This window comes from Cupriavidus sp. CPT47-8839-RL05A, from assembly GCF_058792255.1.
Genome location: NZ_JBYTEG010000004.1, coordinates 40642 through 64501 on the forward strand (window position 1 = coordinate 40642; position 23860 = coordinate 64501).

The following is a 23860-nucleotide window of genomic DNA, read 5'->3' on the forward strand; positions in this document are numbered from 1 at the left end:
CCGGGGAGTGGAGGGCGCTCGAGCCGGTCGAACGCCATTAGCCGGAATCGCGGTCTGCAACGGCTATATCGATTTCTTTATCGCCGCATACCTTTCAAGGGTCTCTTTCCGCGCAACTTCGTGCTGCACGATCGGGGGTGGATAGTTCTCCCCAAGCTTCACCCCCGCTGTAGCCAGTACATTCACAGGCGCCGTCCATGGCGCATGGATGTACTTGTCTGGCATCTGTGTCAGCACCGGCAAGTACTTGCGGATAAATCGCCCCTGTGGATCAAATGTCTCCGATTGCTTGACCGGATTGAAGATACGGAAGTACGGCTGTGCATCGCAGCCCGTTGACGCAGCCCACTGCCACCCGCCGTTGTTGGCCGAGAAATCGAAATCATTGAGCTGGTCGGCGAAATATTGCTCGCCGCGTCGCCAGTCGACGCCGAGATCCTTGACGAGAAAGCTCGCAGTCACCATCCGTAGACGATTATGCATGTAGCCGCTCTGGCGGATCTGCAGCATCGCGGCGTCGACCAGCGGATAGCCGGTCTGCGCGTCGCACCATGCCTGAAAGTACCTGTCGCCCGTGACAGAGTCGACCCACTGCAGCGCATCGTATTCGGGGCGGAAAGACTTGCCGTCGGCCACGCGGGGATGGTGGTGGAGGATCATGAAATAGAAGTCGCGCCAGATCAGTTCGGATAGCCAGACGGCCGCGCCGGCGCTTTCGCTGCCGCCGCGCAGTACGGCGTCAAGCGCGGCTCGCGCCAGCGTGCGGATCGAGATCGTGCCGAAGCGCAGGTGTACCGACAGGTAGCTCGGGCCGCGCAGCGAGGGGAAATCCCGCCGGTAGCCATAATCGCCGATGCGGTCGATGAATTCATCGAACAGTGCATGGGCGCCATCACTGCCGGTGGGCATTGCAATCTCGGCAAGATTGCTGACAGCGAAGCCGAGATCGTGCAGCATTGGCGAAGCCTTTGGATACTGGCGGGGCGCCGGTGCCAGGGCGCCCAGATACTTGTCGACTGGATACGGTCGAAGGTCGAACGGCTGCACTGCGCGTAACCACGCGTTCTTGTACGGCGTGAAGACGCTGAACGGCTGGCCTTGGCCGGTCAAGAGCTCGTCAGCCTCGAAGATAACCTGGTCCTTGAATGTGAACAGCACCCGGGAGTCGGAAGCCAGTGCCTGACGCACGGCCGTGTCACGCCGCTTCGCGGCAGGTTCGTAGTCGTGGTTCGTGAAGACGGCTTCGGCATCGAGTTCGGCCGCCAGCCTGGGAATGGCATCGCGCGCGATATCGTCAAGCACAATCAGGCCGCCGCCCGCGTCGGTCAGCGTCCTGCGTAACGGCTCTAACGACCTCAGGATGAACTCTACACGTCGATCGACCTTGCGTCCGCGTGCAATCAGCGGGTCAAGGATTTCGCGATCGAAGACAAACACGCACCACACTTGGCGGCAGTGCTTGAGGGCATAGTGCAGCGCTGCATGGTCATCGGCGCGCAGGTCGCGCCGGAACCAGACCAGGCCACCCGCGAACTCCAGGTCGATTCGGTATGGCAGGCGTCCGGTGGCGGCTGTTTCGGGAGCAGGAGTAAGGGGATTCGGCATTGCCGTAATTTAGTCCCATGTAGCGTTGTCGCACAGCCCGATTTGCGGGTATTGCCTGCACCGCAGCCTGGCAGGATCAGCGTGACGCCAGAAACCGGGCTGTCTTCTGATGAATCCTGGAAGCTGAGCCGTACGTTGAATTGACCGGCGATAGCCTGCATATTCCGCACGGATTCGTGCCCGTTCCCACCCGACATACCGGATGCCAGCAGATTGGTGGATTTCCGGCGGCTTTGGATGCGCTGCGAAGATCTCGCCGACGCGATGATCGCCTCGATTGGTTAGCGCGCGGTTGGCCGCAGCATGTGGGGGGAAAGTAAGGCCGGCGCTACCGTAAGGTGGAGATAGGGCTTGAAGTCTGGAGGTGCCAACCGGCTGCTTGACCGCGCGCCGCTTCAATTCTTGAACTTGTGCGGCGCATCGTATATTTTCGAGGGGCATTCCGGTGGTTGCCGCCGTGCCGGCCGGTGCCTGTCACGATGATCGGGTTCATACAAGCCGCACTCGATAACGCATGCCCGGAACAACGGTTGTCAACCCCGTCCGCGCAGTGCGCGCGTGACCCTGCGCAGTTGCGTATCGCTGCCCCCTTGCTCCTGCCCATCAGAAAGGAGCTGCCATGGATGCAGTCCGGACATTGCTCGAAACCCAGCCGCTGCTCACGCTGTTCCTCACGGTTGCACTGGGCTATGTCTTCGGCGAGATCAATATCAAGGGCGTGTCGCTCGGTTCGGGCGCGGTGCTGTTCGTGGGGCTGGCGATCGGCGGGTTCGCGCCGAAGTCCGCGCCGCCTGCCATCCTTGGCACCCTAGGGCTGCTGCTCTTTCTCTATGGCATTGGGATCCAGTACGGGGAGCAGTTTTTTAAGGGTCTGACCAGCCCCGATGGCATCAAGGCCAACGCCGCTGCGGTCCTTGGCGTGGTTGGCTCCGGACTGCTCGCGGTTGCGTTGGTGCCGCTGGTCGGCGTGAAGCTAGACGAGTCGCTAGGCATGTTCGCCGGCGCGGGCACCAGCACGGCAAGCCTGCAGGCCGCGATGGCGGCGATGAAGAGCGACGGCGCCGCGGTGGGCTACAGCGTCGCATACCCAGTCGGCGTGGCAGGGCCGATCCTGTTTCTGTATGCCCTCACCGCGCTGCTCAAGCCGAATATCGTGCGGCCGCCGCCAAAGCTGATCGAGACCGCCGAGATTGCGCTGACGAACCCGGCGTTTATCGGCGCGCGGCTGTCGGAGGTGGTAGCGCGCCTACCGGACGGGGTGGCGATTGCCGCCGTGCGTCGCGCCCACCACAACCACCCCTCCGCCGACGACCTGGTCCTGCAGGCCAACGACGTGCTGCTCGCGACCGCCACCGACCCGGCCGTGCTGCGTGAAGCCACCTCGCTGTGCGGGGAACTGCAGCCGGGCCGCATGACAAGCCATCGCGAAGACCTGGACTATATGCGCGTGTTCGCCTCAAGCCGGCTCGTGGTCGGGCACACGCTGCGCGATATCCGTTTTCCCGAAGGCATGGTCTGCTCGATCGCCCATGTGCGGCGCGGTGATGCGGACCTGATGCCCCGCGATGACCTCACCCTCGAGTTCGGTGACCGCGTCGGCCTGCTGGTCAATCGCGCCCACATGAAGCCGATTCGCGCGCTGTTCGGCGACTCCATCAAGGGCACCGCCGAGCTGAGCTTTATCTCGATCGGCATCGGCGCGGCCCTCGGGCTGCTGGTGGGGCTGATCCCGGTGCCGATTCCCGGCGTCGGCACGCTGGCGCTGGGGCTAGCGGCGCTGCTGCTGGTCGCCCTCGTGCTCGGCCGGGTGCGCCGTCTCGGGCCGTTCGTCTGGACCATGCCGCTGTCGGCCAACCTGGTGCTGCGCAACTTCGGGCTGACCATCTTTCTCGCACAGGTGGGCATTGCATCCGGGCCGAAGTTCTTCGCCACCATCGGCGTGACCGGGGTGTCCTTCCTGATCTATGGCGTGGTGATTCTGCTTGCCCTGCTGCTGATTACTGCGATTTTCTGCCTCTGGGTCTTCAGGCTGCCGTTCGACCTGGCGGTGGGCGTGATCTGCGGCGCGACCGGCAATCCCGCCATCCTTGCCTTTGCCAACCGCGTCGCGCCCACCGACCGACCCGACCTCGGCTACTCGATGATCTTCCCGTCAATGACCATCGTGAAAATCCTGTTCGTACAGGTCGCCGCCACACTGGCTGGCGGATAGTGCAGGGCAACCTGGGCGAAGCGCGCCATGCGACTCGCCGCGGAGACACATCATGGAAATCGCCGTCTTCAGCGCAAAGTCCTACGATCGTCAACATCTCGATGCCGCGAATGCGGCCGAAGGCCATCAGCTCAAGTACTTCGAAGTTCCCTTGGACAATGAGACGGTGGGCCTCGCCGCGGGCCACGGCGCAGTGTGCATCTTCGTCAATGACCGGACCGATGCGACCGTGCTGGAAGCGCTCGGACGCGGCGGCACCAAGCTGGTCGCGCTGCGCTGCACGGGGTTCAACAACGTCGACCTGAAAGCCGCGCAGGCGCTCGGGATCAAGGTAGTGCGCGTTGTCGACTACTCGCCCAACGCGGTCGCCGAGCACGCGGCGGCCCTGCTGATGGCGGTCAACCGCAAGATTCACCGGGCCTACAACCGCACGCGGGACTTCAATTTCTCGCTCGAAGGCCTGATGGGCTTCGACCTGTGCGGCAAGACCGTGGCCGTGATCGGCACCGGCAAGATCGGGCGCGTGTTTGCGAAAATCATGGTCGGGTTCGGTTGCAACGTGATCGGCTACGACAAGTACCCGTCCCCGGAATTCGAGGCCCTTGGTGGACGCTACGCGGACGAGGGAGAAATCGGCGCAAGCGCGGACTGCATCTCGCTGCATTGCCCGCTCACGCCCGAGACCCATCACATCATCAATGCCGAAACGCTGTCGCGTGCCAAGCCGGGGGCCTTGCTCATCAACACTAGCCGCGGCGGGCTGATCGACACGGAAGCAGTCATCGAAGCGCTCCGGAGCGGGCAACTCGGCGGGCTGGCGATCGACGTGTACGAGCAGGAGGCGGGCCTGTTCTTCCGCGACCTGTCCGGCACCATCGTCGACGACTCCGTGCTGCAGCAGCTAATCACGTTTCCTAACGTGATCGTGACCGGGCACCAAGCCTTCCTCACGCGCGAGGCCGTGACGACCATTTGCGAAACAACCTTGCGCAGCGTGACGGAGTTCGAAAGCGGCAAGCCGCTCACGAACGAAGTCGGTGCCGGTTGAACACGGCTGTCGGCCTCAAATCGTGCCCCGCTAATGGCTTAAACCGCTCCCCGAAAAGCCCACGGTCGGGAGAAGGGCGCATGAAGAAGACTGCGGGAAATCAAGCCGCTCGAAGGGAATAGGGCTGCAAGGTCAACAAGCCAAAGCCGCGATGAGCCTGGCGTGGTGGAAATTCTTGCATCGACTTCAACCTTGTGGGCCATCCTCCGTGGCTCCGCAACGCGCCTGGCTGCCCGCTCGGCGAATGAACTTGCGAGCGAGCTACTATAAGGCAATTTGCATCAGCGTCCCGACATCGGCTGGGGGACAGTTGAGTTCCTGCGAGTGCATTACGGCAGGCGGCAGGTCAGAAAGGTTGATTGGCGCGAAGCCGAGGCGCGCGAAATAGCCGGATGCGGTCTTGGTCTGCAACACTATTGATGCGATCCCTTGCAGCCGGACGTCTGCCACGATTGCGGAAAGCAGAAGCTCGCCGAGACCTGCAGACCTTGCGCGCTGCGCAACAGCCAGTCCTCGAAGAAGTCCTGTTTCCCCATAGCGCTCCACGCCGGCACATCCGAGAAGCCCGGCATTGTCGCGGACCATGATGAAATGGGTGATATGTTCGCGTACCCCCTCGACGCAAAGTGAGGAAGCACGCAGGAGGGCCTCAACCTCAGGCCAATCCTTCTCAGTCGCATAGCGGGGACGCATGACATATTCCTTCATGCAAAGTTCGTCCCCGTCATCCTACTTTTGCCGGGATGCTTCCGCCCGTAGGGATTCTTCTTAAGTAGATTTGCTATCTCCCGGAAGCAGTCTGGCTGGCATGGCGGGCAGACAACATTCTTGCTCTTCAGCGGAGTTCTTTTGCGATGGCATGCGAGCGCGAAGTCCCTTGCCTGCGTCAGCCGGTGGCCCGACATGCGAGATGCCGCCCAACGTATCGCTGTTGGGACAGCATGAACTGGCTAGTTCCAGATGAGCGTGGCTTCTTGCAGCAAGTGACCAGGCAGGATGTAGTCGCCGTGCTCGATAGCGAGTGCCTCGAGTTCGCACAGACAGTCCTCGGACAATGCCGTCATGTCGAACCGGCAGTAGAGGTGTCGCTGTCGGAATGTGAGTTTTTCTCCGCGGAGCCCTCTGGCTAGCGCATCTGCAGACTCCACACAGACATGTTCGATGGTTCGGAACTGTACGACGATGCCGCGCTGTTGCCCAAGTCGTCCGAGTTCGAGCGCGTCTTCCCACGCGGTTTCATAGTCTAGATCGACAGTACTATCTATGCGCGAACTGATGTGCTCAAGCGCGCTTGCTCGATCACGTGCGACGTATACGCTCATAGGGGAGTCTCCCCGATGGGGTCCTTGTGGAGAGGAATATATTCCGAAATAGGGGGCTGGGCAACCCGACGCAGGCTCCAGCCGCAGCCCGAACGCATCAGATATCGTGGGCATCTGAAGATGGCCGATTCTGATTGCGCCGGGGGCATCCGCGAGGAAGCCCGGCAGACGCTGATGAATATCCACATAACCGGCGTAGCAGCGACCAGCCACCTCGTTGCTGCTGATGGATATCCACCACGTCAAGCGCATCAATGATCAGCACGGACACCTGGTGGGTGACCGCGTACTTGCTCGTTTCGCACAAACCGTGGGCCGGGCGCCGCCTTGCCGGCGCTGGCAGGCCCCTGGACGACGGCACGACAAGGCCGAAAGTGTCACGGCGAGAGTTGAGGCGTTTGCTGAAAGCAGAGCTAGGCTTCGTCTGCGGGAACCGCATGACCTTGATCCCGCAAGGCCTTTGTCCAGCGCTTGATACGTGCACGCAGTCGTCCCTGTGCAGCTCTTTCTATCGGCATGTCATTGACGCGGCTGATCGCTGTGCCGGGCAAGACGTAGCCGTGCTGCATCAGGGCCATACAGAAGACACGATCTTTGTCGCGATCCGCTGCCGCCTTGGCCATAAAGAGATCAACGACGTCCAGGCAATAGCCAACCCGCCCGTTCGTGCCCACGGTCTGGATACGCTGCAAGCGGCGTTGCCACCCGGCTGGAAGACACGCTGTCTCTGGCCCGACGCCCTGCGCGTAGTAACCGTATGTCTCGTGAAAGCGCGAGCCTTCGCCGATCGCCGCATCAATCGCATCCGCCTTGTGGGTGGCATTGAGCGGGTAGATGTCGGCCTCCGCGGACATCGTGAAGACCGCCGGGGGATTAGGGATCGGCCCCAGGATTGATTGGCTGCCAACGACAACGAACTCATATTCGTCTGTGATGTCGGCTGCAGCCCGAATGATGTGTTCCAGATTTTCCCGGTTCATTCCTGGTCTCCCAGGACAACGCCTGTCTTCAACGCTTGGACCTGTGCGAGCACATCCTGCCGAAGGGCATCTGGTAGAACTGTGGGCAGGGGAGAGGCCTGGCGAAGCTCTTGAGCACGCCGAGTCCGGCCGAGCGCTTTGCGCCACGACCGGTTCGCAAGAATCGTTTCCCACTCGGACCAGAGCGAATCGGACCGTGAGTCTCCCTGCGCGCGCCATCGTCTGAGGACCTCTTGGGCCCGGGCCAGTAGCGCGGGGTCATCCTGAATCAGGCGGATCGCTTCCTTGTGAAGCGCCATGCTCTGCAAGTCCTGAACTTCATGGCGGCTGGGATCAGTCCTGACCCGAACCTGAACCTGCGGTATGGCCCGCTTGGATGAGGCGGCAGCAGAGTTCGCCGGCGCCGGTTGGAAAGTATCGCTGACTAACAGGGCAAGGTCACCGGCAACTCCCAGGACGGACATGACGCGCAGGTATGTGCCCATGGTCGGCGCGGGGTCGCCTGCCTCAACGGCAGCGAGAGTCGTCCGGGAGATGCCAACGCGCTTGGACATCTCGACCGTGCCAAGCCCTTTGGCCTTCCGCAGGCGTTTGATGCGGTCGCCTAGTTGCAGCAGCAAGTGACGCTCGAGGACTGAGGTGGTATCAGTGAAGGCTGGCATATGTCCAGTATTTTAGGCAAAATCTGCAGATTAGACTAGTTTACTGAACAAATTATGGCGTTTGGCTCATGCAGTAACCTTTGATCCGAATGCGCATTGTGGACACATAGAGTTTCGCTCCATCGGGCCGCTAAGGCAGAAGACCCTGAAACTGCCACCCAGGCCATCGCTAACGATCGAATCACAATTTAACATAATATACATTATGCGAGTATCGAGATATGGGCCAATTAGTATTGGCGTACTTGGCCAAACAGCATGTCATACCCTCGCCAAAACTGACCTGCTGTCGGCTTTCTTCCCGTGGCTAAGCCCGTGACACCACAGACTGGCTGTTATATGCTCCAAGCCACACTTGCCTTCCAGTCGGTCCACACAAGAACAAGGCATCAGCCAAACCTGCATGTTCAAATTCATCGGGTATTTTCGACAGCGGCTGCGCTACCTGGACCTGAGCCTGAAGGCCAGCCGGTCCGTCCGGATCCGCGTCGTCGAACGGCCTGGCTTGTGGATGGATGCCCGGCAGCTTGAAGCCATGCTGGCCGAGATGCGCGGCATCGTGCAGCGGGGAATCGGCAAGGATCTCGATTACGGGGTGCTTTCCGGCGACCCTGAAAGGCTGCGGCGGGCCGTGATCACGCTGCTTTATGACCGGGACAGCGGCCAGCCGATTGCGTTCAATGCGCTGTCGGGCATGCCGATCGAGGTCAAGGGCCGTCCGGTCGAGGCGATTCACCTTGGGCTGGTGATGGTCGATCCGGGCTATCGCACGCAAGGACTGTCCTGGGTGCTGTACGGGCTGACCTGCATCCTGCTTTTCTTCCGCCGCGGCCTGCGCCCGATCTGGATCAGCAATGTGACCCAGGTGCCGGCCATTATCGGCAAGGTCGCCGAGGTCTTTGTCACGGCCTATCCCAATCCCTTTGAGCCGTCGCGGCGCAGCTTTGAACACCTGAGCGTGGCCCGCGAGATCATGAAATCGCATCGGCATGTCTTTGGCGTTGACGGGGCGGCGGGATTTGACGAGGCGCGGTTCGTGATTACCGATGCCTATACCGGCGGCTCGGACAATCTCAAGAAGACGTTCGAGCAGGCGCCGAAGCATCGGGACGAGCGCGCCAACGAACTCTGCCGGCGGGAACTCGATTACCAGCGCGGCGACGATTTCCTGCAGGTCGCCTGCCTGGACCTGGCCAGCGCGCGGAAATACCTGTTGCGGGAAGTGCCTCGGGACTCGTTGCCCGCCATCCTTTATCAGATTGCGTTCCTGGCTGTCGGTCGGATCGTCCTGCCATTGTTCCACTGGCTGAATCCGCGCGAGCCGCTGGGAGACCTGCGCGCCAGGAAGAGTCAATGATTCCACCCTTCTCCTACGAGGAATTCACGACCCGCAACATCGGTTTCGTGACCGACGCGGAACAGCAGCAATTGCGCAATGCACGGGTGCTGATCTGTGGCGTCGGCGGCATGGGCGGCGCCTGCCTGCAGGCGCTGGCACGGGTGGGCATTGGCGGCTTTGCGCTGGCGGACTTCGATGCGTTCGACGTGTCGAACCTGAACCGCCAGGTGTTTGCCAGCCTGGATACCGTTGGCGTGAACAAGGTCGAGGCCACCGTGGCGCAGATCCGGCGCATCAACCCGGAACTTGCCATCGAGACCTTCGGCGCCGAGTGGACCGACAGGCTCGATGACCTGCTGGGCCGTTACAAGATCGTGGTCAACGGCATGGATGACATGGCCGCGGGCCTCGCGCTCTATCGCAAGGCGCGGGAGCATGGTGCGACCGTCATCGACGCCTATACCGCTCCCCTGCCCTCCGTCACGGTTGTCCGTCCGCAAGATCCCCGGCCCGAGGAGCGTCTTTCCTATCCCACGGCCGGCATGGACTGGAAGTCCCTGACGCCGGAGCTCAGGCAGGAATGCCTGGGCAAGGAACTGGAATACGTGATGGTCAACTCGAGTTCGGTCCGGCATGTGGAGCTAGGCATCGCCAAGGACCTGCTGACCGGCAAGCGCAAGCGCATGTCGTTTGCGCCGATGGTGATCACCACCGGCAACCTGATGGCGTTCGAGGTGATCAAGCTGGTGCTCGGCCGGCCGCGGCTGGCCGGTGTGCGCGGCTATTTCTTCAATCCCTGGACCATGCGTGTCGAGACGCCGCGCAATGCGCTGACGGCATGGGCGGTGCGCGCGCTGGTACGGCGCTTCATGGCGAGGTTGATGCGAGATGAGGGTTGACGCGTGATTGACGCCCTGGCAAGCGATGTGGCCGTTACCTGGCTCGGCGCGGTGGGCTGTGGGCTCTGCCTGCATTTCCTTTGGTCCCGGCGCGAGGCCGGGGCCGGCACGGGCCTGTTCCTGTTCGGGGTGCTGACGGCGCTGCTGGCAGTGCGGGGCTTTTCCTGGCTGCTTGGCGGCACGGTGCTGGCTCAGCTGGTGTTTGCGGCGGCAACCCTGCTGCCCATTGCCATGACCCTGTTTGCCGAGCACCTGGTGCGGCGCCACCACCCGTTGTGGCTGAAGCTGCTGGCGCTGGGCGTGTCGGTGGTGTTCTTCGTCATCAATCTCTTTACCGATCTGCCGGGCAATACGCCGCTGCTGCTGATGTTCCTTGGCTGCTTCGCCGTGGTGACCGCAAGCAATGGCTGGTTCCTGCTGTGGCTGCGCGATGCCGAACTGTCCGACAACGAGGAACGCCTGGCCCGGGCGGTAGTGGTGGTCGTGGCCCTGGCCGTCCCGCTCGCGGCCACCGACTTCCGCGAGGAGCTCGGCCATGTGCCGGTTCGCCTGGGGGCGCTCGGGGCGCTGGCATTTGTCTATGTGTTCCTGAACCTGTCGGAATCGCAGCGGGTCGTGCGCGGGCTGCTGGTGCATATCGCAGCCGCCCTGCTCTTCGCCGTCGTGCTGGCCAGCGTGATGGCGCTGGCTTCGCGCGGGCCCGGCCCGGGCTTTGCAGAGGCCGGCCTGCGCGGCATGCCCGTTGCCATTGCATGGGTGCTGCTGACGGCCATTTTTGTCCGCATTCGCGCCGTTTCGCTGGCTGGTGATGGCAACGCGTTCCTGCGCTGGCTGCTCCACGCCCGGCTGGATACGCCAGAGGGTTTCCTGCATTCGCTCAGGCGCCTGCCGCAGACCACCGACCATGTGGTGCTCGGCAACGCGGAGCTTGCGGGCTACGCGCTGGACGCGTTGTTCGACCTGGCAGGAAGGCGGCGTGAGCCCGTCTCGATCGGCGACGCCAGGGCCTGGGCCAGGATCCGGGAAGGCGATGGGGTCGAGGCTGCGGAACAGCTGGTAGACCTGCTCGAGCGCCATGAAATGACCCATGCCCTGCTGATCGCGCGCCAGCCCGCGCAGGTGGTGCTGCTGAACCTGCCGCAAGGCGCCAACGCGGCGATCGGCGAGCTGCGCGCGGCGGTGATCCTGCGGCTGGCGCGCCATCTCGGGCAGCGGGAGGCCGCATGACAACCGTGCTGCGTGAAGGCGATTTCGACGCGTTCTTTGAGGCGCCCTTCGCCTGCTATGGCCGTGATACCCATTTTGTCTCGCCGATGAAGGGGGATCTTGCGCGCGCACTGGATCCGGCGAAGAACCCGCTGTTCCGGCAGTTTGCGCGCCGCACCTGGTTCACCGCCCATCGGGACGGACGGATCGTGGGCCGTATCCTGGCCCATATCCACGATGCATCCAATCATCAATACGGCCAGAAGCGCGGCTGCTTCGGCATGTTCGACTGCGTCGATGACGTGGAGGTCGCGCAAGCGCTGCTCGACGCGGCGGCGGCCTGGGTGAAGCGCAACGGCTGTGACGAACTGGCTGGCAGCTTCAACCTGACGATCACGCAGATGATCGGCATCGTCACCGAGGGCTTCGAGCATCCGCCATACACCTACCAGGAATACACACCGCCGCATATTGCCAGGCTGCTCCAGGCATGCGGCTTCGAGCCGTTCTTTCCGATGCGCACGTTCGAGCTCGACGTGCGCAGCTACGATCCGCAGCAGTTGATCGGCAACAAGCAACGCGCGCTGCTGGATGATCCCGCCTGGCAATTCAAGCCGATCCGGCGGCGCGGCTTTGACCGGCGCCTGCTGGAGGCATGCACTGTCCTGAACGATGGTTTCTCCGGCAACCCGATGTTCGTGCCGCTGACGGCGGAGGAATTCCTGTTTCCCTGCGCCGGCATGATGTGGATCATCGACGAGCGGCTGTCCTGTACCGCTTATTTCAACGGGGAGCCGATCGGGGTGCTGCTGTGCGTGCCGGATCTCAACCCGTTTCTGCGCGCCACCGGCTTCCGCCTGAAGCTGTCCACGCTCTGGCATCTGATCAGGTTCCGCGCCAGCCGCAAGCGTGCGGCGATCATCTTCTTTTCCGTGCGCAGGGACTACCACAGCCGCGGCGTCAACGGCGTCATGCTGCACCATCTGCTCACGGCGATGCGCGGTGCCGGGTACTCGCACCTGGGCATCAGCTGGGTGTCGGATTCGAATGGCGCCAGCCAGAAGCAAATGGAGAAGATGTGCGCCAGGCCACTGCATCGGCTGCATCTCTTCAAAAAGGCCATCTAGCGACATGCTCACGCTCGATCAGCATCTCACCCTGGTTGCCCAGGCTGGCCGCGCTCCCAGCGCGCACAATATCCAGCCCGCGCGCTGGCGCTTTGCCGGCGACAAGGTTGAACTGTTTGAAGAGCCTGCGCGATGGCTGTCCGTGGGCGACCCCACCGGGCGGGACAACCAGATCGCCCTGGGCATGGCCTGGGAAGGCATGGCCATGGCGTTGTCGACGCTCGGGTTGGGGCTCACGCAGCCTGCGGTCTCCGGCCTGCCCTACCCGCCCGCTACCCCGGGCTTGCGCGCGGCCGCATCCGGCCTGATCACATCAGGTGCGGGCCCGGATCCCCTAGCCGCCTTCGTGGACGCGCGCCGCGCCTATCGAGGCAAGTTTCTCCGTGCGACCCCGGCACAGATCAAGTCGTTGGGCGAATGCGCTGCAGCCCACGCGGAGTTCGTCACGCTGGCCAGCGAGAACAGCACGGCGCAAATCGCCAGATGGTATGACGACGCCGCGGCTGCGGGATTGAATGACCCACGGTTTGCCGAGGAGCTCTGCCACTGGCTGCGCTTGTCACCGCACGATCCAGGCTGGCCGCGCGACGGGCTTTCGGCCGAATGCATGGCACTGTCGCGGTGGGAAGCCTGGGGCGCGTCGATTGCGCTGAGACCTCGTGTGCTCCGGCTGCTCTCGGCGCTTTCGCTAAGCGGCCTGCTGACATCGGAAAGCGCAAAAGTGAAAAGCGCGGCGCGGATCGTCCTGATCCATGCCGCACCCGAGGTCACGAGCTTTGACATCGGGCGCCGCTGGTACCGGTTCTGGCTGGCCATGACTGCCAGGGGCTTTGCCGGCGTGCCGATGTCGGCGCTGGCCGATTCACCTGGCCATGCCGCCATGCTTGCCGAAAGCCAGCGCTTGCCGCGGGGGAATCGGCTCGTCAATGTGATGCGCTTCGGGCCGGTGCCGGATCGTGGCATTGCGCAAAGCGCCCGGCTCCCAGTCGCGGAACTGCTGCAGGATTTCTGACGGCAGCTAGAGCAATTTCAGGAATTCCAGCAGCGCATCCTTGTCGCTTTCGGCAAGGGTAGAGAATTCCTTCTCATGGCCGCGGTTGTCGCGCCCCGCTGTCGCCGTGTCGTAGAGCACGGGTTTCGACCACGGCCGGTAGCTGGCCGGATAGGCCCAGGTACCGTCGGCATCAAGCCTGCCGGCGATGCCCAGCTTGCCGTAGTCCAGTGCATGACCGCCAACCCAGAAGCGCCTGGGCCGCGCCTGCGGATGCATGAGATGCCAGAGCGTGGGCACGGAGCCGTTATGAAGGTATGGTGCCGTCGCCCATACGCCGGAGAGAATGGGCGCGACATAGCCACCGGTGTTTGCCGCGTCGATATGCCTGCCCAGCTCGGAGCGCGAGATGGCTTGCAGCAGGCCGGGATCGATTGCTTGCCAGCGCGTCGGGTCAGTCCCGATATCCGCCTGTGCCACCAGCCGGTTGGGGAAGCTGACAAGGCGCGGGCGCTCTGGGTCCTGGCTGTAGCTGCCATGGCACTGGGCGCAGTTGGCATCAAAGACGGCGCGGCCGCGCGCGGCGCGGGAGCGGTCAACCGGCCCCGGAAACGGCGGCGGGGTGTAGCCCGCCATGAACCGCATGACGTCTTCCACCTGCGGAATCGCGCGGCCGGCGCGATCCGGTGGCATGCCCATGGTCGGCACGGTAAAGAAGGCCACGATATGCGCCAGCCTCCCGGCATCGCTGGCGGCACCGGGTGCCACCGGCGCAAAGCGCGGCGTGCCTTTGCTGGTATAGATGCCGTCGTAGAGCAGCGATGAGCGCAGGCTGCGGTAGCCCAGTTCCGGAATCGAGGTGGAACCACTGGCGGCCGTGCCCGCCGAGAGCAGATGAAACTGGAACTTGAGTGCCGCGACCCCATTGGTGCTGCCGGCCGCGCCGTTGCTGAACGGCAGCGGCTCGTCACCGCTGGCTTCGAGTTCCGCCACCCGTTTTACCAGCCGCGGCCAGACGAATTTCCGGATGGTATCCAGTTCCTCCTTGCTGGTTTCGGGGTAAAGCTGGTGGATGGCCGAGAGGAGCTTTTCCGGATCGGATTTCACCCGCTTCACCGCCTGATAGACCGCGGCGACGAAGGCGTCGAGGTTGAGGGAGGTATTCGGCAGGCCCAGCCAGACATCGTTGGTGGGACGCCCGTCCTTGCCGTAGGTGATGCCCGCATGGCACGATGCGCATCCCAGGTTGGACACTTCCAGGCGGATCTTCGGGAGGTCCCGGCCGATCATTCCGCTGACCACGCCCAGGGGCTTGTCGAACCTGGGCTGTTGCTGGCGCGGCCAGTTGCGGACCGCATCGGGATAGATGAAGCCGAACTCGCGCAGGGCCCGGCGCAAGGCATCCTGGGTGACCGGAACGCCGGGGCCGCCGGCCAGCAGCAGCGCCGTCGTCGCCAGCTTCCACGGCAGTGCATTGGTCTCAAGGGTATCGGTGCTCAGGCCGCCGAAGTCATCGAAGACAAAGCGCGCCGCCCCGAGGTCATCGGCACGATCCCCGGCCCGGAAGTCCCGCATGACCGCGGATTCGCCTTCAGCATAGCCGCGCAGGAAATCGCATCCCGACAGCGAAGCCAGGGACAGACCGATCGCGAGCACGCGTACAAGGGGCATCGTAGTCAACGTCCGACAGTGCGCGCCAGGGAATCCGGACCGCGCCGCGCTGATGGTAGCCGACGATCCGTGCTGTCTCAAGCCAGCCGCTGCAGCCAGCCGCTGCAGCCAGGCCACTGCCCAGGTGGCGCCGCGACGAACTGCCGAGGCAGCTTTACCCGGCGGGCGCCGTTACCATCACCACGTGCGCCTGCATCGGCACAGCCAGTGGACCCGCGCCGTAAGCCTTCAGGAGTGCCTGTTCGCAGTGGTCGGTTGCCCGGCCGAGCGCATCCGGCCCGCGCCGCTCCAGGTCGGCGCGCAACGGCGTGCCCTGGCAGAATGCGACCGCCGGGATGCGGGCGGCGCTGGCGCGGCTGGTTGCCGCGACGGTTTCAAAGACCGGGGATGACTGGAAGCCGCCCAGGCGCAGGTCCTGCTCGATGGCGGCCTGGCTGTGGTAGCCATGCGGAACGCGGGCCATGAACTCGGGCGGTGAGTCGGGAAACAGCGTGGCGAGCGCCGCGGTGACATCGCGGGCAAATGCGTTGAACTCCAGCTGGTCCCAGACATTGAAGATCAGCGTGCCGCCCGGCACCAGCACACGGCGGGCTTCGGCGAAGGCGCGGCCCTTGTCGGGGAAGAACATCACGCCAAACTGGCAGGCGACCATGTCGAAGCTGCCATCAGCGAACGGCAGCGCCATGGCGTCGGCCTCGCGCCAGTGCACCGGACGGCTGGTGCCGGCCTGCTCCGCCCGCGCCAGCATCGGCGCGTTGAGGTCGGTGGCAACGATCAGGGTATCGGCCGGCAGCCGCCCGGCGATTTCCCGGGTCAGCACGCCGGTGCCGGCGGCCAGTTCCAGCACCCGGCGCGGCTGCAGCGCGGCGATGCGGGCAGCCATGTCGGCAGCGTATGGCGCAAAGATCATCGGCACCATCAGGGCCTCATAGACTTCCGGAATCGCGCCCGCGAAGACTTTGTCCGAGTGTTGCAAGTCCATGAAACCCCCTGCCCTGGCGTGGAAGATGCCGGCATCGCCTGACTGGGTGTAGGACACATTGGAGCGAAAGTAAACCGTGGCGGCCATTCCTAATCGCGGATGCGCGGCATCCAGCCGCTGCCGCGCGTGCGCGGATCCACCGGCAGCTGGCGCTGCAGCGCGGCCTTGGCCAGCATGTGGGCACTGATCGGCGCGGTCAGGAACAGGAAGGCGGTCACCAGCAGTTCATGCAGGCTGGCATCGCCCCGGAAGCTGAAGTACGCCACCGAGGCCAGCACCACCCCGCCCACGCCCAGCGTGGTCGACTTGGTCGGCCCATGCAGCCGCATGAAGAAGTCCGGCAGCCGGAACAGCCCGATCGCCCCGACCAGCATGAACACGCTGCCCACCAGCAGCAGCGCGCACACAATAAATTCCGCAACAGGATGCAGCATCTGACATTCCCTAGTATTCGATGATGTCGCCGCGCTGCAGGTACTTGGACAGCGCCACGGTGCCGACGAAGCCCATCACCGCGATCAGCAGCGCGGCCTCGAAGAACAGTGCCGAATCCAGGCTGATGCCTAGCACCACGATCAGCGCGATGGCGTTGATATTCAGCGTGTCCAGCGCCACGATGCGGTCCGGCAGGCTGGGTCCGCGCAGCAGCCGCGCCAGGGTCAGCAGGAAGGCCAGGCCCAGGATCACCAGGCAGACCGGTATCACGATGGCAAGCATTGGAAGATCTCCTTGAGCGGGGTTTCATAGCGCGACTTGATCAGCTCGACCAGCGCGGCTTCTTCCTCCAGATCCAGCACGTGCACGAGCAAGGCGCGGCGGTCGTCGCTCAGTTCTGCGCACAGCGTGCCGGGGCTGAGCGAGACGATGCTGATCAGTGCGGTGGTGGCGAGTTCGTGCTCGACATCGAGCGGCACCACGATAAAGGCGGGGCGCAGGCGCGCGGTGGGGCCCAGCACCATGATGGCCACTTCCACGTTGGCTTTCACGATATCGAACAGCACATGGATGCTGAGCCGCAGGATCAGGTCCGGCCGCGACAAGCGGAAGGCGCCCAGCACCAGCCAGCGGTCGGCCAGCCGGCCGATGGCCCAGCCCAGCAGTGCCCCCAGCAGCCAGTGCCCGGGGGCCAGGCTGTTGGTCAGCAGCAGCCACATGATCATCAGGATCAGGCTCAGCCAGGGATGGGGAAGCAGGCGCTGCAGCATGGCCTACCCCGGCTGCCCGGGCAGCACTGCCCGGAGATAGGCGGCGCGGTCCAGCAACTGCGCCGCCGCGTCGGCCACATAGTCGCTGACCGGCCGCGCGCATACCGTCAGCGCGACATTGCCCGCCAGCAGCAGTGCGCAGCAGGCCAGCTTGCGCGCGTCGGGCCGCACGCGCACGCGTGCCGCGCCGGGATGGTCTTCGTCGAGGTATTCATCCCCTTCCGGCACGCGCTCCGCCTCATGCGGCAGCCGCCACAGCAGCCGCGTGCCGGTGCGGGACACGGCAATCAGCAGCAGCAGGCCCGACACCAGCACCGCGGACCACAGCGCAGGCACCCACGGCGGCGGGGTCGCGCGCAGCACCATGGCCTTGCCGAGGAAGCCCGACAGCGGCGGCAGCCCCACCGCTGCCACCACGCCCACCAGGTACAGCAGCCCGGCCAGCCGCGAGGCACTGACCGGGGCCCCGTCCTCGCGCCCAGGCTCCGGCTCCAGCGCGTCGGCCAGCAGGAACAGCGCGGCGGTGCACAGCGTGGTGCTGAGCAGGTAGAACATCGCCGCGGCCCAGCCGGCTTGCGTCTGCATCGATACGCAGGCGGCCAGCAATCCGACCGATGCCACCACCAGGTAGCTGGTCATCGCGCGCAGCGTGCCGGCGGCGACCGCGCCCAGTGCGCCGACCGCCAGCGTGACCAGCGCCAGCACGAACACCCAGTCATGCAGGAACGGCCCCAACAGCCCCTGCGGGCCGCCGAAGATCAGCGCATCGCAACGCAGCATCGCGTAGATGCCGACCTTGGTCATGATGGCAAACAGCGCCGCGACCGGGCCGGTGGCGCTGGCGTAGGCGCGCGGCAGCCAGAAATACAGCGGAAACAACGCCGCCTTCAGCGCAAAGACCAGCATCAGCATGGCGCCGGCGGCCACCGCCAGCGGCAGGTCCTGGGCCGGCAGGCCGGCCAGGCGCAGGCCCAGGTGCGCCATGTTCAGCGTGCCCGACAGCCCGTACAGCACGCCGACCGCCACCAGGAAGAACGACGACGCCACCAGGTTCAGGATCACGTAGTGCAGCCCGGCGCCGACCCGCGCCCGCCCTGCCCCATGCACCAGCAGGGCATAGGACGCGATCAGCAGGATCTCGAAGAAGACGAACAGGTTGAACAGGTCGCCCGCCAGGAAGGCGCCGTTCAGGCCCATCACCTGGAACTGGAACAGCGCATGGAAATGCCGGCCCTGCCGGGCCGTGCCCTCTCCCGCCGCCGCCAGCGCTGCCACGGCCAGCACCACGGTCAGGGCTAGCATCATCGCGCCGGTGCGGTCCAGTTGCAGCACGATGCCGAACGGGGCGGACCAGTTGCCCACCGCATAGACCGCAATCTCGCCGCCAGCCGCCTGGCGCAGCAGGTGCACCGCCACTGGTGCCAGCATCAGCGTGGCCACGGCGCAGACGATGCGCTGCGCGCGCAGCCGCTGGGCCGGCATCGCGGTCAGCAGCGCACCGGCAAACATGGGGATCAGGATGGGCAGCAGCACGGCGTGGTTCATGGCCGCGGCCCCTGCTTACCGCCATCGGCGGCGCGCCCCTCGGGCTGGCCGGCGGCGTCGACGTGGTCGCTGCCGGTAAGCCCCAGCGAGCGCAGCGCCAGCACCACCGCGAACGCCGTCATGCCGAACGCGATCACGATCGCGGTCAGCACCAGCGCCTGGGGCAGCGGATCGGCATAGCTGGCGCCCGCCACGATCACCGGCGGCCGCCCGATCGACAGGCGGCCCATGCCCAGCAGGAACAGGCTGACCGCATACGACAGCAGCGTCAGCCCCAGCACCACGGTGAAGACGCGCTCGCGCAGCAGCAGGTAGATGCCGCCCGCGGCCAGGATGCCGACGGTGATGGCGTAGAGCGCGGCCATCAGGCGTCCTCCGCGGCCTGTGCCGGCGGCAGGTTGCGCACGCCCAGGTGCGATACGATCACCAGCGTGGTTCCGGTCACGGTGCAGAAGACTCCCAGGTCAAAGAGCATCGCCGTGGCCAGTTCCACCTCGCCGATGCCCGGTATGTGGAAATGCCCGAAGGCGGTGGTCAGGAACGGATAGCCGAAGGCCAGGCTGCCCAGTCCGGTCAGGCCCGCCAGCAGGATGCCCCCGCCGGCAATAGCGCGATAGTCCGGCGCAATGCGCGCTTCGGTCCAGCGCACGCCGCTGGCAACGTACTGCAGCAGCAGCGCCACCGATGTGATCAGCGCCGCGACAAAGCCGCCGCCCGGCAGGTTGTGCCCGCGCAGCAGGATAAAGACCGCCACCAGCAGCGTCAGCGGCAGCATCAGCCGCGCCAGCATGGCCAGCAGCAGCGGATGCGCCTGGCTGCTCCACGGCAGGCCATCGGGCGCTGCCGACGGCGTGTCCAGCCGCATGCCCTTGAGCAGCGCCTGCACCGCCAGCCCTGCGATCAGCAGCACGCAGATCTCGCCCATGGTGTCGAAGCCCCGGAAATCCACCAGCAGCACGTTGACCACGTTGTGCCCGCCGCCGCCGGGCACGGACTGGTCGATGTAGAAGGCAGACACCGGGTCATAAGGCCGTGTCATCACCGCGTAGGCCGCCACTGCCAGCAAAGTGCCGCCGCCGAGCGCCAGCACCGCATCCCGCCCGCGGCGCGCAGCCCCGGCGTGCTCCGGCGTCTCGCGCGGCAGGTAGAACAGCGCCAGCACCAGCAGCAGGATCGTCACCACCTCAACCGAGATCTGCGTCAGCGCCAGGTCCGGCGCGGAGAACCGCAGGAACGCCATCGACACCATCAACCCGCAGCCGCCCAGCAGCACCAGCGCGAGCAGCCGCTGGCGGTGCGTCACCACCACGCCTACCCCGAACAGCCCGAGCAGCGCCAGCGTGGCGGCCCCGATCAGGTCGATGGCGCCCGCCGGCACGCTGCCGCCGAGCCATTCCAGGTCGGCCAGGAAGTATGCCGGCACGGCCAGCAGCGCCAGCAGCATCCAGGCGACATAGGTCTGCAGCGAGCCGTTCTCGAGCCAGCGCGTGACGGCCGCGGCAAAGCGTTCCAGCGCATGCATGCCATGCTCGAACGACTGGCGCGCGCTCAGGTGGTCGATCGCCTGCTGCAGGCGCCGCAGCGCGTCGCGGCGCAGGAAGAACAGCGCCGCGCCGCCGGCCATCGACACCAGGCTCATCAGCAGCGGCAGGTTGACCCCGTGCCACAGGTTCAGGCTGTACTCCGGCAGGGGCGCGCGCAGCGTGGCCAGCGAAGCCGCCGCCAGCAGGTCGCCCACGGTATAGGCCGGCACCAGTCCGACCACCAGGCAGATCACCACCAGGAACTCCACCGGCACCTTCATGAAGCGCGGCGGCTCGTGCGGCGGGTAGTTGGGCACGTCGGGCTGCCGGGCGCCGAAGAACACCCCGTAGATAAAGCGCAGCGAATAGGCCATCGTCAGCGCCCCCGCCAGCGTCGCCGCGGTCGGGATCACCCAGTTGAAGTCGCCCAGCAGGCCCTGCGCCAGGGTCTCGCCGAAGAACATTTCCTTGCTGAGGAAGCCGTTGAACAACGGCACCCCCGCCATCGACAGCGATGCCACGATGGCCAGCACCGCGGTGTGCGGCATGTAGCGCGCCAGCCCGTGCAGGCGGTCCAGGTCGCGCGTGCCGGTTTCATGGTCGATGATGCCTGCCGCCATGAACAGCGACGCCTTGAACACCGCGTGGTTGATGATATGGAAGATGGCCGCCACCGTGCTGAGCTGGGTATCGAGCCCGAACAGCAGCGTGATCAGGCCCAGGTGGCTGATGGTGGAATAAGCCAGCAGCCCTTTCAGGTCCCGCTGCAGCAGCGCCAGGCCGGCGCCCACGATGAGCGTGGCCAGCCCGGTCATGCTGACCAGGTAGAACCAGCCGTTGGTGCCGTCCAGCACCGGATAGAGCCGCGCCAGCAGGAACACGCCGGCCTTGACCATGGTGGCCGAGTGCAGGTAGGCCGAGACCGGCGTGGGCGCGGCCATGGCATGCGGCAGCCAGAAGCTGAACGGGAACTGCGCTGACTTGGTGAAGACCGCCAGCAGGACCAGCACCAGCATCGGCAGGTACAGCGGGTGGTGCTGCACCTTGCCGGCCTGCGCCAGCACCACGGACAGCTCGAAGCTGCCGCAGATATGGCCCAGCAGCAGCACCCCGGCCAGCAGCGCCAGCCCGCCGCCGCCCGTGACCGCCAGCGCCATGCGCGCGCCCTGGCGCGCATCGGTGCGCCATGACCAGAAGCCGATCAGCAGGAACGACAGGATGCTGGTCAGCTCCCAGAACACCACCAGCAGCAGCAGGTTGCCTGCCAGCACCACGCCCAGCATGGCCGCCATGAACAGCAGCAGCAGGCAGAAGAAGCGCACCGCGGATTCATTGCGCGCGAGGTAGTAGCGCGCGTACAGGATCACCAGCAGGCCCACGCCGAGCACCAGCAGCGCAAACAGGTACGACAGGCCGTCCAGCCGCAGCGACAGGTCCAGCCCGAGCTGCGGCAGCCACGCCACGCGCCAGCCCAGCGCATGCCCCGGCTGCTCGAAGACCGCGCCGCGCAGGCTCAGCAGCAGCACCAGCGCGGCCAGCGGCAAGCCGATGACGACAGGCGCCAGCATGCGCGCGGCGCGCATGCCGATCAACCACGTCAGCGCCGCGGCCAGCAGGGGCAGCGCGATCAGCAGCAACAGCGCCATGCGCCCCCCTCAGCCGTTGCCCGGGGGCACGGCCGGCGCGTGCCGGCCGCCGACGCGCCGGGCGGCAAGCCGGGCCGATGGTAATTGTCTTGCAAATGGGGCGGTGGTCATGGGCCAAGTCCTCTATGCGGGCATTCGTGCCCCCTACTTTCCGGATTCTCCCGGCATTGCGCAAGTCATGCTTGCCTTATTGCGCGGCGCACGAAAAAATTCATCGCTTTGCAAAAAGAATCTGAATACGCGCGACGATGGCGCATGCTGCGCAGCAGCGACGGCGCGTAGTACCCTTCGACAACGCATGGCTGACAGGACAACAATGAAGCGGCCTTTGTTCCTTGCGATGGCAGTGATACTGGCGTTTGCCGCGGCCGTGTTGCCGATTGCGGCCAGCATGCGCGTGGCCGAAGAGGAGGTCGCACGGCGCGAGGTGGCGGAACTGCAGATGCTTGCCAATGCTGCCGTCGCCCGCATGGGGATGGTCATGGCAGACGCCACCGGCGCGCTGCATGAAATGGAAGACCTGCCCGACGCGCCTTGCTCAGACGGCAACCTGGCCAGCCTGAGGCGAATCACCTTCACCTTCCACCACCTGCGCGATGCCGGGCGCTATGCCGGCAATTACCGCTTGTGCTCGGCACTGCTGGGCGACGTCTTCCGGCGGCATATGACATTGCCAGAGCCAGACTGGCGCGACACCCAGGGCTTTGAATACTGGTTCGACCTCGACAACCCGTTTGGCGCGCCCGGCCCCGCCATGCTGGTAGGGCGCCACGGCCACTACGTATCGATCGACCCCAAGTCATTCGTCGACATCGTTGAGCTCGATGGCCGGCACATCGGTGCAGTCAATACCGCCACGGGCGTCTTCATCGCCACCACCACCGGCTCCGACGTGGCGCAGATGGAGCGGGAATACCGGCGCAACGCCAACGGCGCCGACGAACTCGACAATCCCGGCAGTTCCGTGCGCCGTTCCACCCGGATTCCGTTCGCGGCCGTGGTTCTGGCGCCGCCCACCGCGCTGCTGGCCACCTGGCCAATGCTGGTAGGCTCCTTCGTCGTGGCCGGGCTGGCGATCGGCGTGCTGCTGGCCGCGCTGGTGTTTCGCGCCATGTCGCGCCGCGTGACCATGGAGGGCGCGCTGCGCAATGCCGTGCGCCGCCGCCGGCTGGAGGTGCATTACCAGCCGATCGTCGCGCTGCAAGACGGCCGCTGCGTGGGCGCGGAGGCACTGCTGCGCTGGAGGCGCGACGGCCAGCCGGTGCCGCCCGACCTGCTGATCACGCTGGCCGAGCAGGCCGGGCTGATGCCGCAGATCACCGACCTCGTGCTCGACCGCACCATCGCCGAACTGGGTCCGCTGCTGCGCGCCAGGCCCGGCTTCTATGTGTCAATCAATGTTTGCGCGGATGACGTCAGTTCGCCGCGTTTTCTCGACGTACTTACCGCGCGCCTGAGGGGCACCGGGATCGCGCCCCGGCAGATCCGCATCGAGATCACCGAACGCAGCTTCCTGCACGCCGAGACCGCGCTCGAAGTGATCCAGGCCTTCCGCGATGCCGGGCACCCGATCTACATCGACGACTTCGGCACCGGCTACTCCAGCCTGTCTTACCTGCAGGTATTCAAGGTCGATGTGCTGAAAATCGACAAGTCGTTCATCGACACCATCGGCCGCGAGGCGGCTTCCAGCTCGGTGGCGCCGCACATCATCGCCATGGCCGAGGCGCTGGGCTTCGAGGTCGTGGCCGAGGGCATCGAGCATGAGGAGCAGGCGCGCTTCCTGCGCGAGCGCGGTGCGCAGTTCGGCCAGGGGTGGCTGTTTTCACGCGCCTTGCCGGCAGACGGCCTTCAGGCGTACCTGGCATCCCCGGCGCGTCCCTGAGTTGTGACGCGC

General features: G+C 65.2%; 22 protein-coding genes. 9 read left to right on the plus strand and 13 right to left on the minus strand.

The genetic code is table 11. The features are described 5' to 3' along the window. Positions 1 to 63: 63 nt before the first annotated feature. A complete protein-coding gene (locus tag AC3WVS_RS05465) occupies positions 64 to 1605 on the minus strand; it encodes a cryptochrome/photolyase family protein (protein ID WP_492317723.1) in 1542 nt (513 codons plus the stop codon). A gap of 619 nt (positions 1606 to 2224) precedes the next feature. On the opposite strand from AC3WVS_RS05465, the gene AC3WVS_RS05470 reads away from it, so the two are divergent. Together AC3WVS_RS05470 and AC3WVS_RS05475 are read left to right on the plus strand one after the other, a co-directional pair. After that, positions 2225 to 3817 (plus strand): aspartate:alanine exchanger family transporter, encoded by a 1593-nt coding sequence (locus AC3WVS_RS05470; protein ID WP_492317724.1) that lies wholly within the window; start codon positions 2225 to 2227, stop codon positions 3815 to 3817. A gap of 52 nt (positions 3818 to 3869) precedes the next feature. Next, positions 3870 to 4865 (plus strand): 2-hydroxyacid dehydrogenase, encoded by a 996-nt coding sequence (locus AC3WVS_RS05475; RefSeq protein ID WP_492317725.1) that lies wholly within the window; start codon positions 3870 to 3872, stop codon positions 4863 to 4865. A 264-nt stretch (positions 4866 to 5129) separates the two neighbouring features. Here the strand turns inward: AC3WVS_RS05475 and AC3WVS_RS05480 are convergent, their stop codons facing one another. Then, on the minus strand, positions 5130 to 5573 hold the full coding sequence (locus tag AC3WVS_RS05480; RefSeq protein WP_492317726.1) for a GNAT family N-acetyltransferase: 444 nt from the start codon (positions 5571 to 5573) through the stop codon (positions 5130 to 5132). 242 nt (positions 5574 to 5815) lie between these two features. Next, positions 5816 to 6187 carry a PHA-granule associated protein 4 gene (locus tag AC3WVS_RS05485; protein WP_492317727.1) on the minus strand — a complete coding sequence of 124 codons (372 nt, stop codon included), beginning with the start codon at positions 6185 to 6187 and terminating at the stop codon, positions 5816 to 5818. Positions 6188 to 6413: 226 nt separating this feature from the next. Here AC3WVS_RS05485 and AC3WVS_RS05490 point away from each other — a divergent pair, with 226 nt between their 5' ends. Then, entirely contained in the window at positions 6414 to 6662 is a 249-nt protein-coding gene (locus AC3WVS_RS05490; RefSeq protein ID WP_492317938.1) for a diguanylate cyclase domain-containing protein, read from the plus strand. Here the strand turns inward: AC3WVS_RS05490 and AC3WVS_RS05495 are convergent. Together AC3WVS_RS05495 and AC3WVS_RS05500 are read right to left on the minus strand one after the other, a co-directional pair. Continuing rightward, the gene (locus AC3WVS_RS05495; protein ID WP_492317728.1) at positions 6601 to 7167 is read right to left on the minus strand and encodes a DUF6036 family nucleotidyltransferase; all 567 of its coding nucleotides are present in this window, start codon (positions 7165 to 7167) and stop codon (positions 6601 to 6603) included. The genes AC3WVS_RS05490 and AC3WVS_RS05495 overlap by 62 nt on opposite strands. Further along, complete coding sequence (locus tag AC3WVS_RS05500; protein WP_492317729.1) at positions 7164 to 7829, minus strand: helix-turn-helix transcriptional regulator; 666 nt, start codon at positions 7827 to 7829, stop codon at positions 7164 to 7166. The genes AC3WVS_RS05495 and AC3WVS_RS05500 overlap by 4 nt, the downstream gene beginning before the upstream one ends. Before the next feature lie 403 nt (positions 7830 to 8232). On the opposite strand from AC3WVS_RS05500, the gene AC3WVS_RS05505 reads away from it, so the two are divergent. The 5 genes from AC3WVS_RS05505 to AC3WVS_RS05525 are packed head-to-tail and all read left to right on the plus strand — an operon-like array spanning position 8233 to position 13412. Beyond that, positions 8233 to 9186 carry a hypothetical protein gene (locus tag AC3WVS_RS05505; RefSeq protein WP_492317730.1) on the plus strand — a complete coding sequence of 318 codons (954 nt, stop codon included), beginning with the start codon at positions 8233 to 8235 and terminating at the stop codon, positions 9184 to 9186. Continuing rightward, entirely contained in the window at positions 9183 to 10067 is an 885-nt protein-coding gene (locus AC3WVS_RS05510) for a HesA/MoeB/ThiF family protein (protein ID WP_492317731.1), read from the plus strand. The genes AC3WVS_RS05505 and AC3WVS_RS05510 overlap by 4 nt, the downstream gene beginning before the upstream one ends. A gap of 3 nt (positions 10068 to 10070) precedes the next feature. After that, complete coding sequence (locus AC3WVS_RS05515; RefSeq protein WP_492317732.1) at positions 10071 to 11294, plus strand: hypothetical protein; 1224 nt, start codon at positions 10071 to 10073, stop codon at positions 11292 to 11294. Further along, a complete protein-coding gene (locus AC3WVS_RS05520) occupies positions 11291 to 12400 on the plus strand; it encodes a GNAT family N-acetyltransferase (RefSeq protein ID WP_492317733.1) in 1110 nt (369 codons plus the stop codon). The genes AC3WVS_RS05515 and AC3WVS_RS05520 overlap by 4 nt, the downstream gene beginning before the upstream one ends. A 4-nt stretch (positions 12401 to 12404) precedes the next feature. After that, the gene (locus AC3WVS_RS05525) at positions 12405 to 13412 is read left to right on the plus strand and encodes a nitroreductase family protein (protein WP_492317734.1); all 1008 of its coding nucleotides are present in this window, start codon (positions 12405 to 12407) and stop codon (positions 13410 to 13412) included. A 6-nt stretch (positions 13413 to 13418) separates the two neighbouring features. Here the strand turns inward: AC3WVS_RS05525 and AC3WVS_RS05530 are convergent, their stop codons facing one another. The 8 genes from AC3WVS_RS05530 to AC3WVS_RS05565 form a co-directional block, all read right to left on the minus strand. After that, a complete protein-coding gene (locus tag AC3WVS_RS05530) occupies positions 13419 to 15062 on the minus strand; it encodes a c-type cytochrome (protein WP_492317735.1) in 1644 nt (547 codons plus the stop codon). A gap of 154 nt (positions 15063 to 15216) precedes the next feature. After that, complete coding sequence (locus tag AC3WVS_RS05535; protein ID WP_492317736.1) at positions 15217 to 16044, minus strand: class I SAM-dependent methyltransferase; 828 nt, start codon at positions 16042 to 16044, stop codon at positions 15217 to 15219. Positions 16045 to 16133: 89 nt separating this feature from the next. Then, positions 16134 to 16478, minus strand: coding sequence for a Na+/H+ antiporter subunit G (locus AC3WVS_RS05540; protein ID WP_013956828.1), 345 nt, complete (start codon positions 16476 to 16478; stop codon positions 16134 to 16136). A gap of 10 nt (positions 16479 to 16488) precedes the next feature. Beyond that, complete coding sequence (locus AC3WVS_RS05545) at positions 16489 to 16761, minus strand: K+/H+ antiporter subunit F (protein ID WP_013956829.1); 273 nt, start codon at positions 16759 to 16761, stop codon at positions 16489 to 16491. After that, a complete protein-coding gene (locus tag AC3WVS_RS05550) occupies positions 16746 to 17249 on the minus strand; it encodes a Na+/H+ antiporter subunit E (protein ID WP_010812079.1) in 504 nt (167 codons plus the stop codon). Before AC3WVS_RS05550 ends, AC3WVS_RS05545 begins: the two co-directional genes overlap by 16 nt. 3 nt (positions 17250 to 17252) lie before the next feature. Next, entirely contained in the window at positions 17253 to 18794 is a 1542-nt protein-coding gene (locus AC3WVS_RS05555) for a monovalent cation/H+ antiporter subunit D (protein WP_492317737.1), read from the minus strand. Then, entirely contained in the window at positions 18791 to 19159 is a 369-nt protein-coding gene (locus tag AC3WVS_RS05560; protein ID WP_492317738.1) for a Na+/H+ antiporter subunit C, read from the minus strand. Before AC3WVS_RS05560 ends, AC3WVS_RS05555 begins: the two co-directional genes overlap by 4 nt. Further along, positions 19159 to 21963 carry a monovalent cation/H+ antiporter subunit A gene (locus AC3WVS_RS05565; RefSeq protein ID WP_492317739.1) on the minus strand — a complete coding sequence of 935 codons (2805 nt, stop codon included), beginning with the start codon at positions 21961 to 21963 and terminating at the stop codon, positions 19159 to 19161. The genes AC3WVS_RS05560 and AC3WVS_RS05565 overlap by 1 nt, the downstream gene beginning before the upstream one ends. 316 nt (positions 21964 to 22279) lie before the next feature. On the opposite strand from AC3WVS_RS05565, the gene AC3WVS_RS05570 reads away from it, so the two are divergent. After that, entirely contained in the window at positions 22280 to 23848 is a 1569-nt protein-coding gene (locus tag AC3WVS_RS05570) for an EAL domain-containing protein (RefSeq protein ID WP_492317740.1), read from the plus strand. Positions 23849 to 23860: the final 12 nt, after the last annotated feature.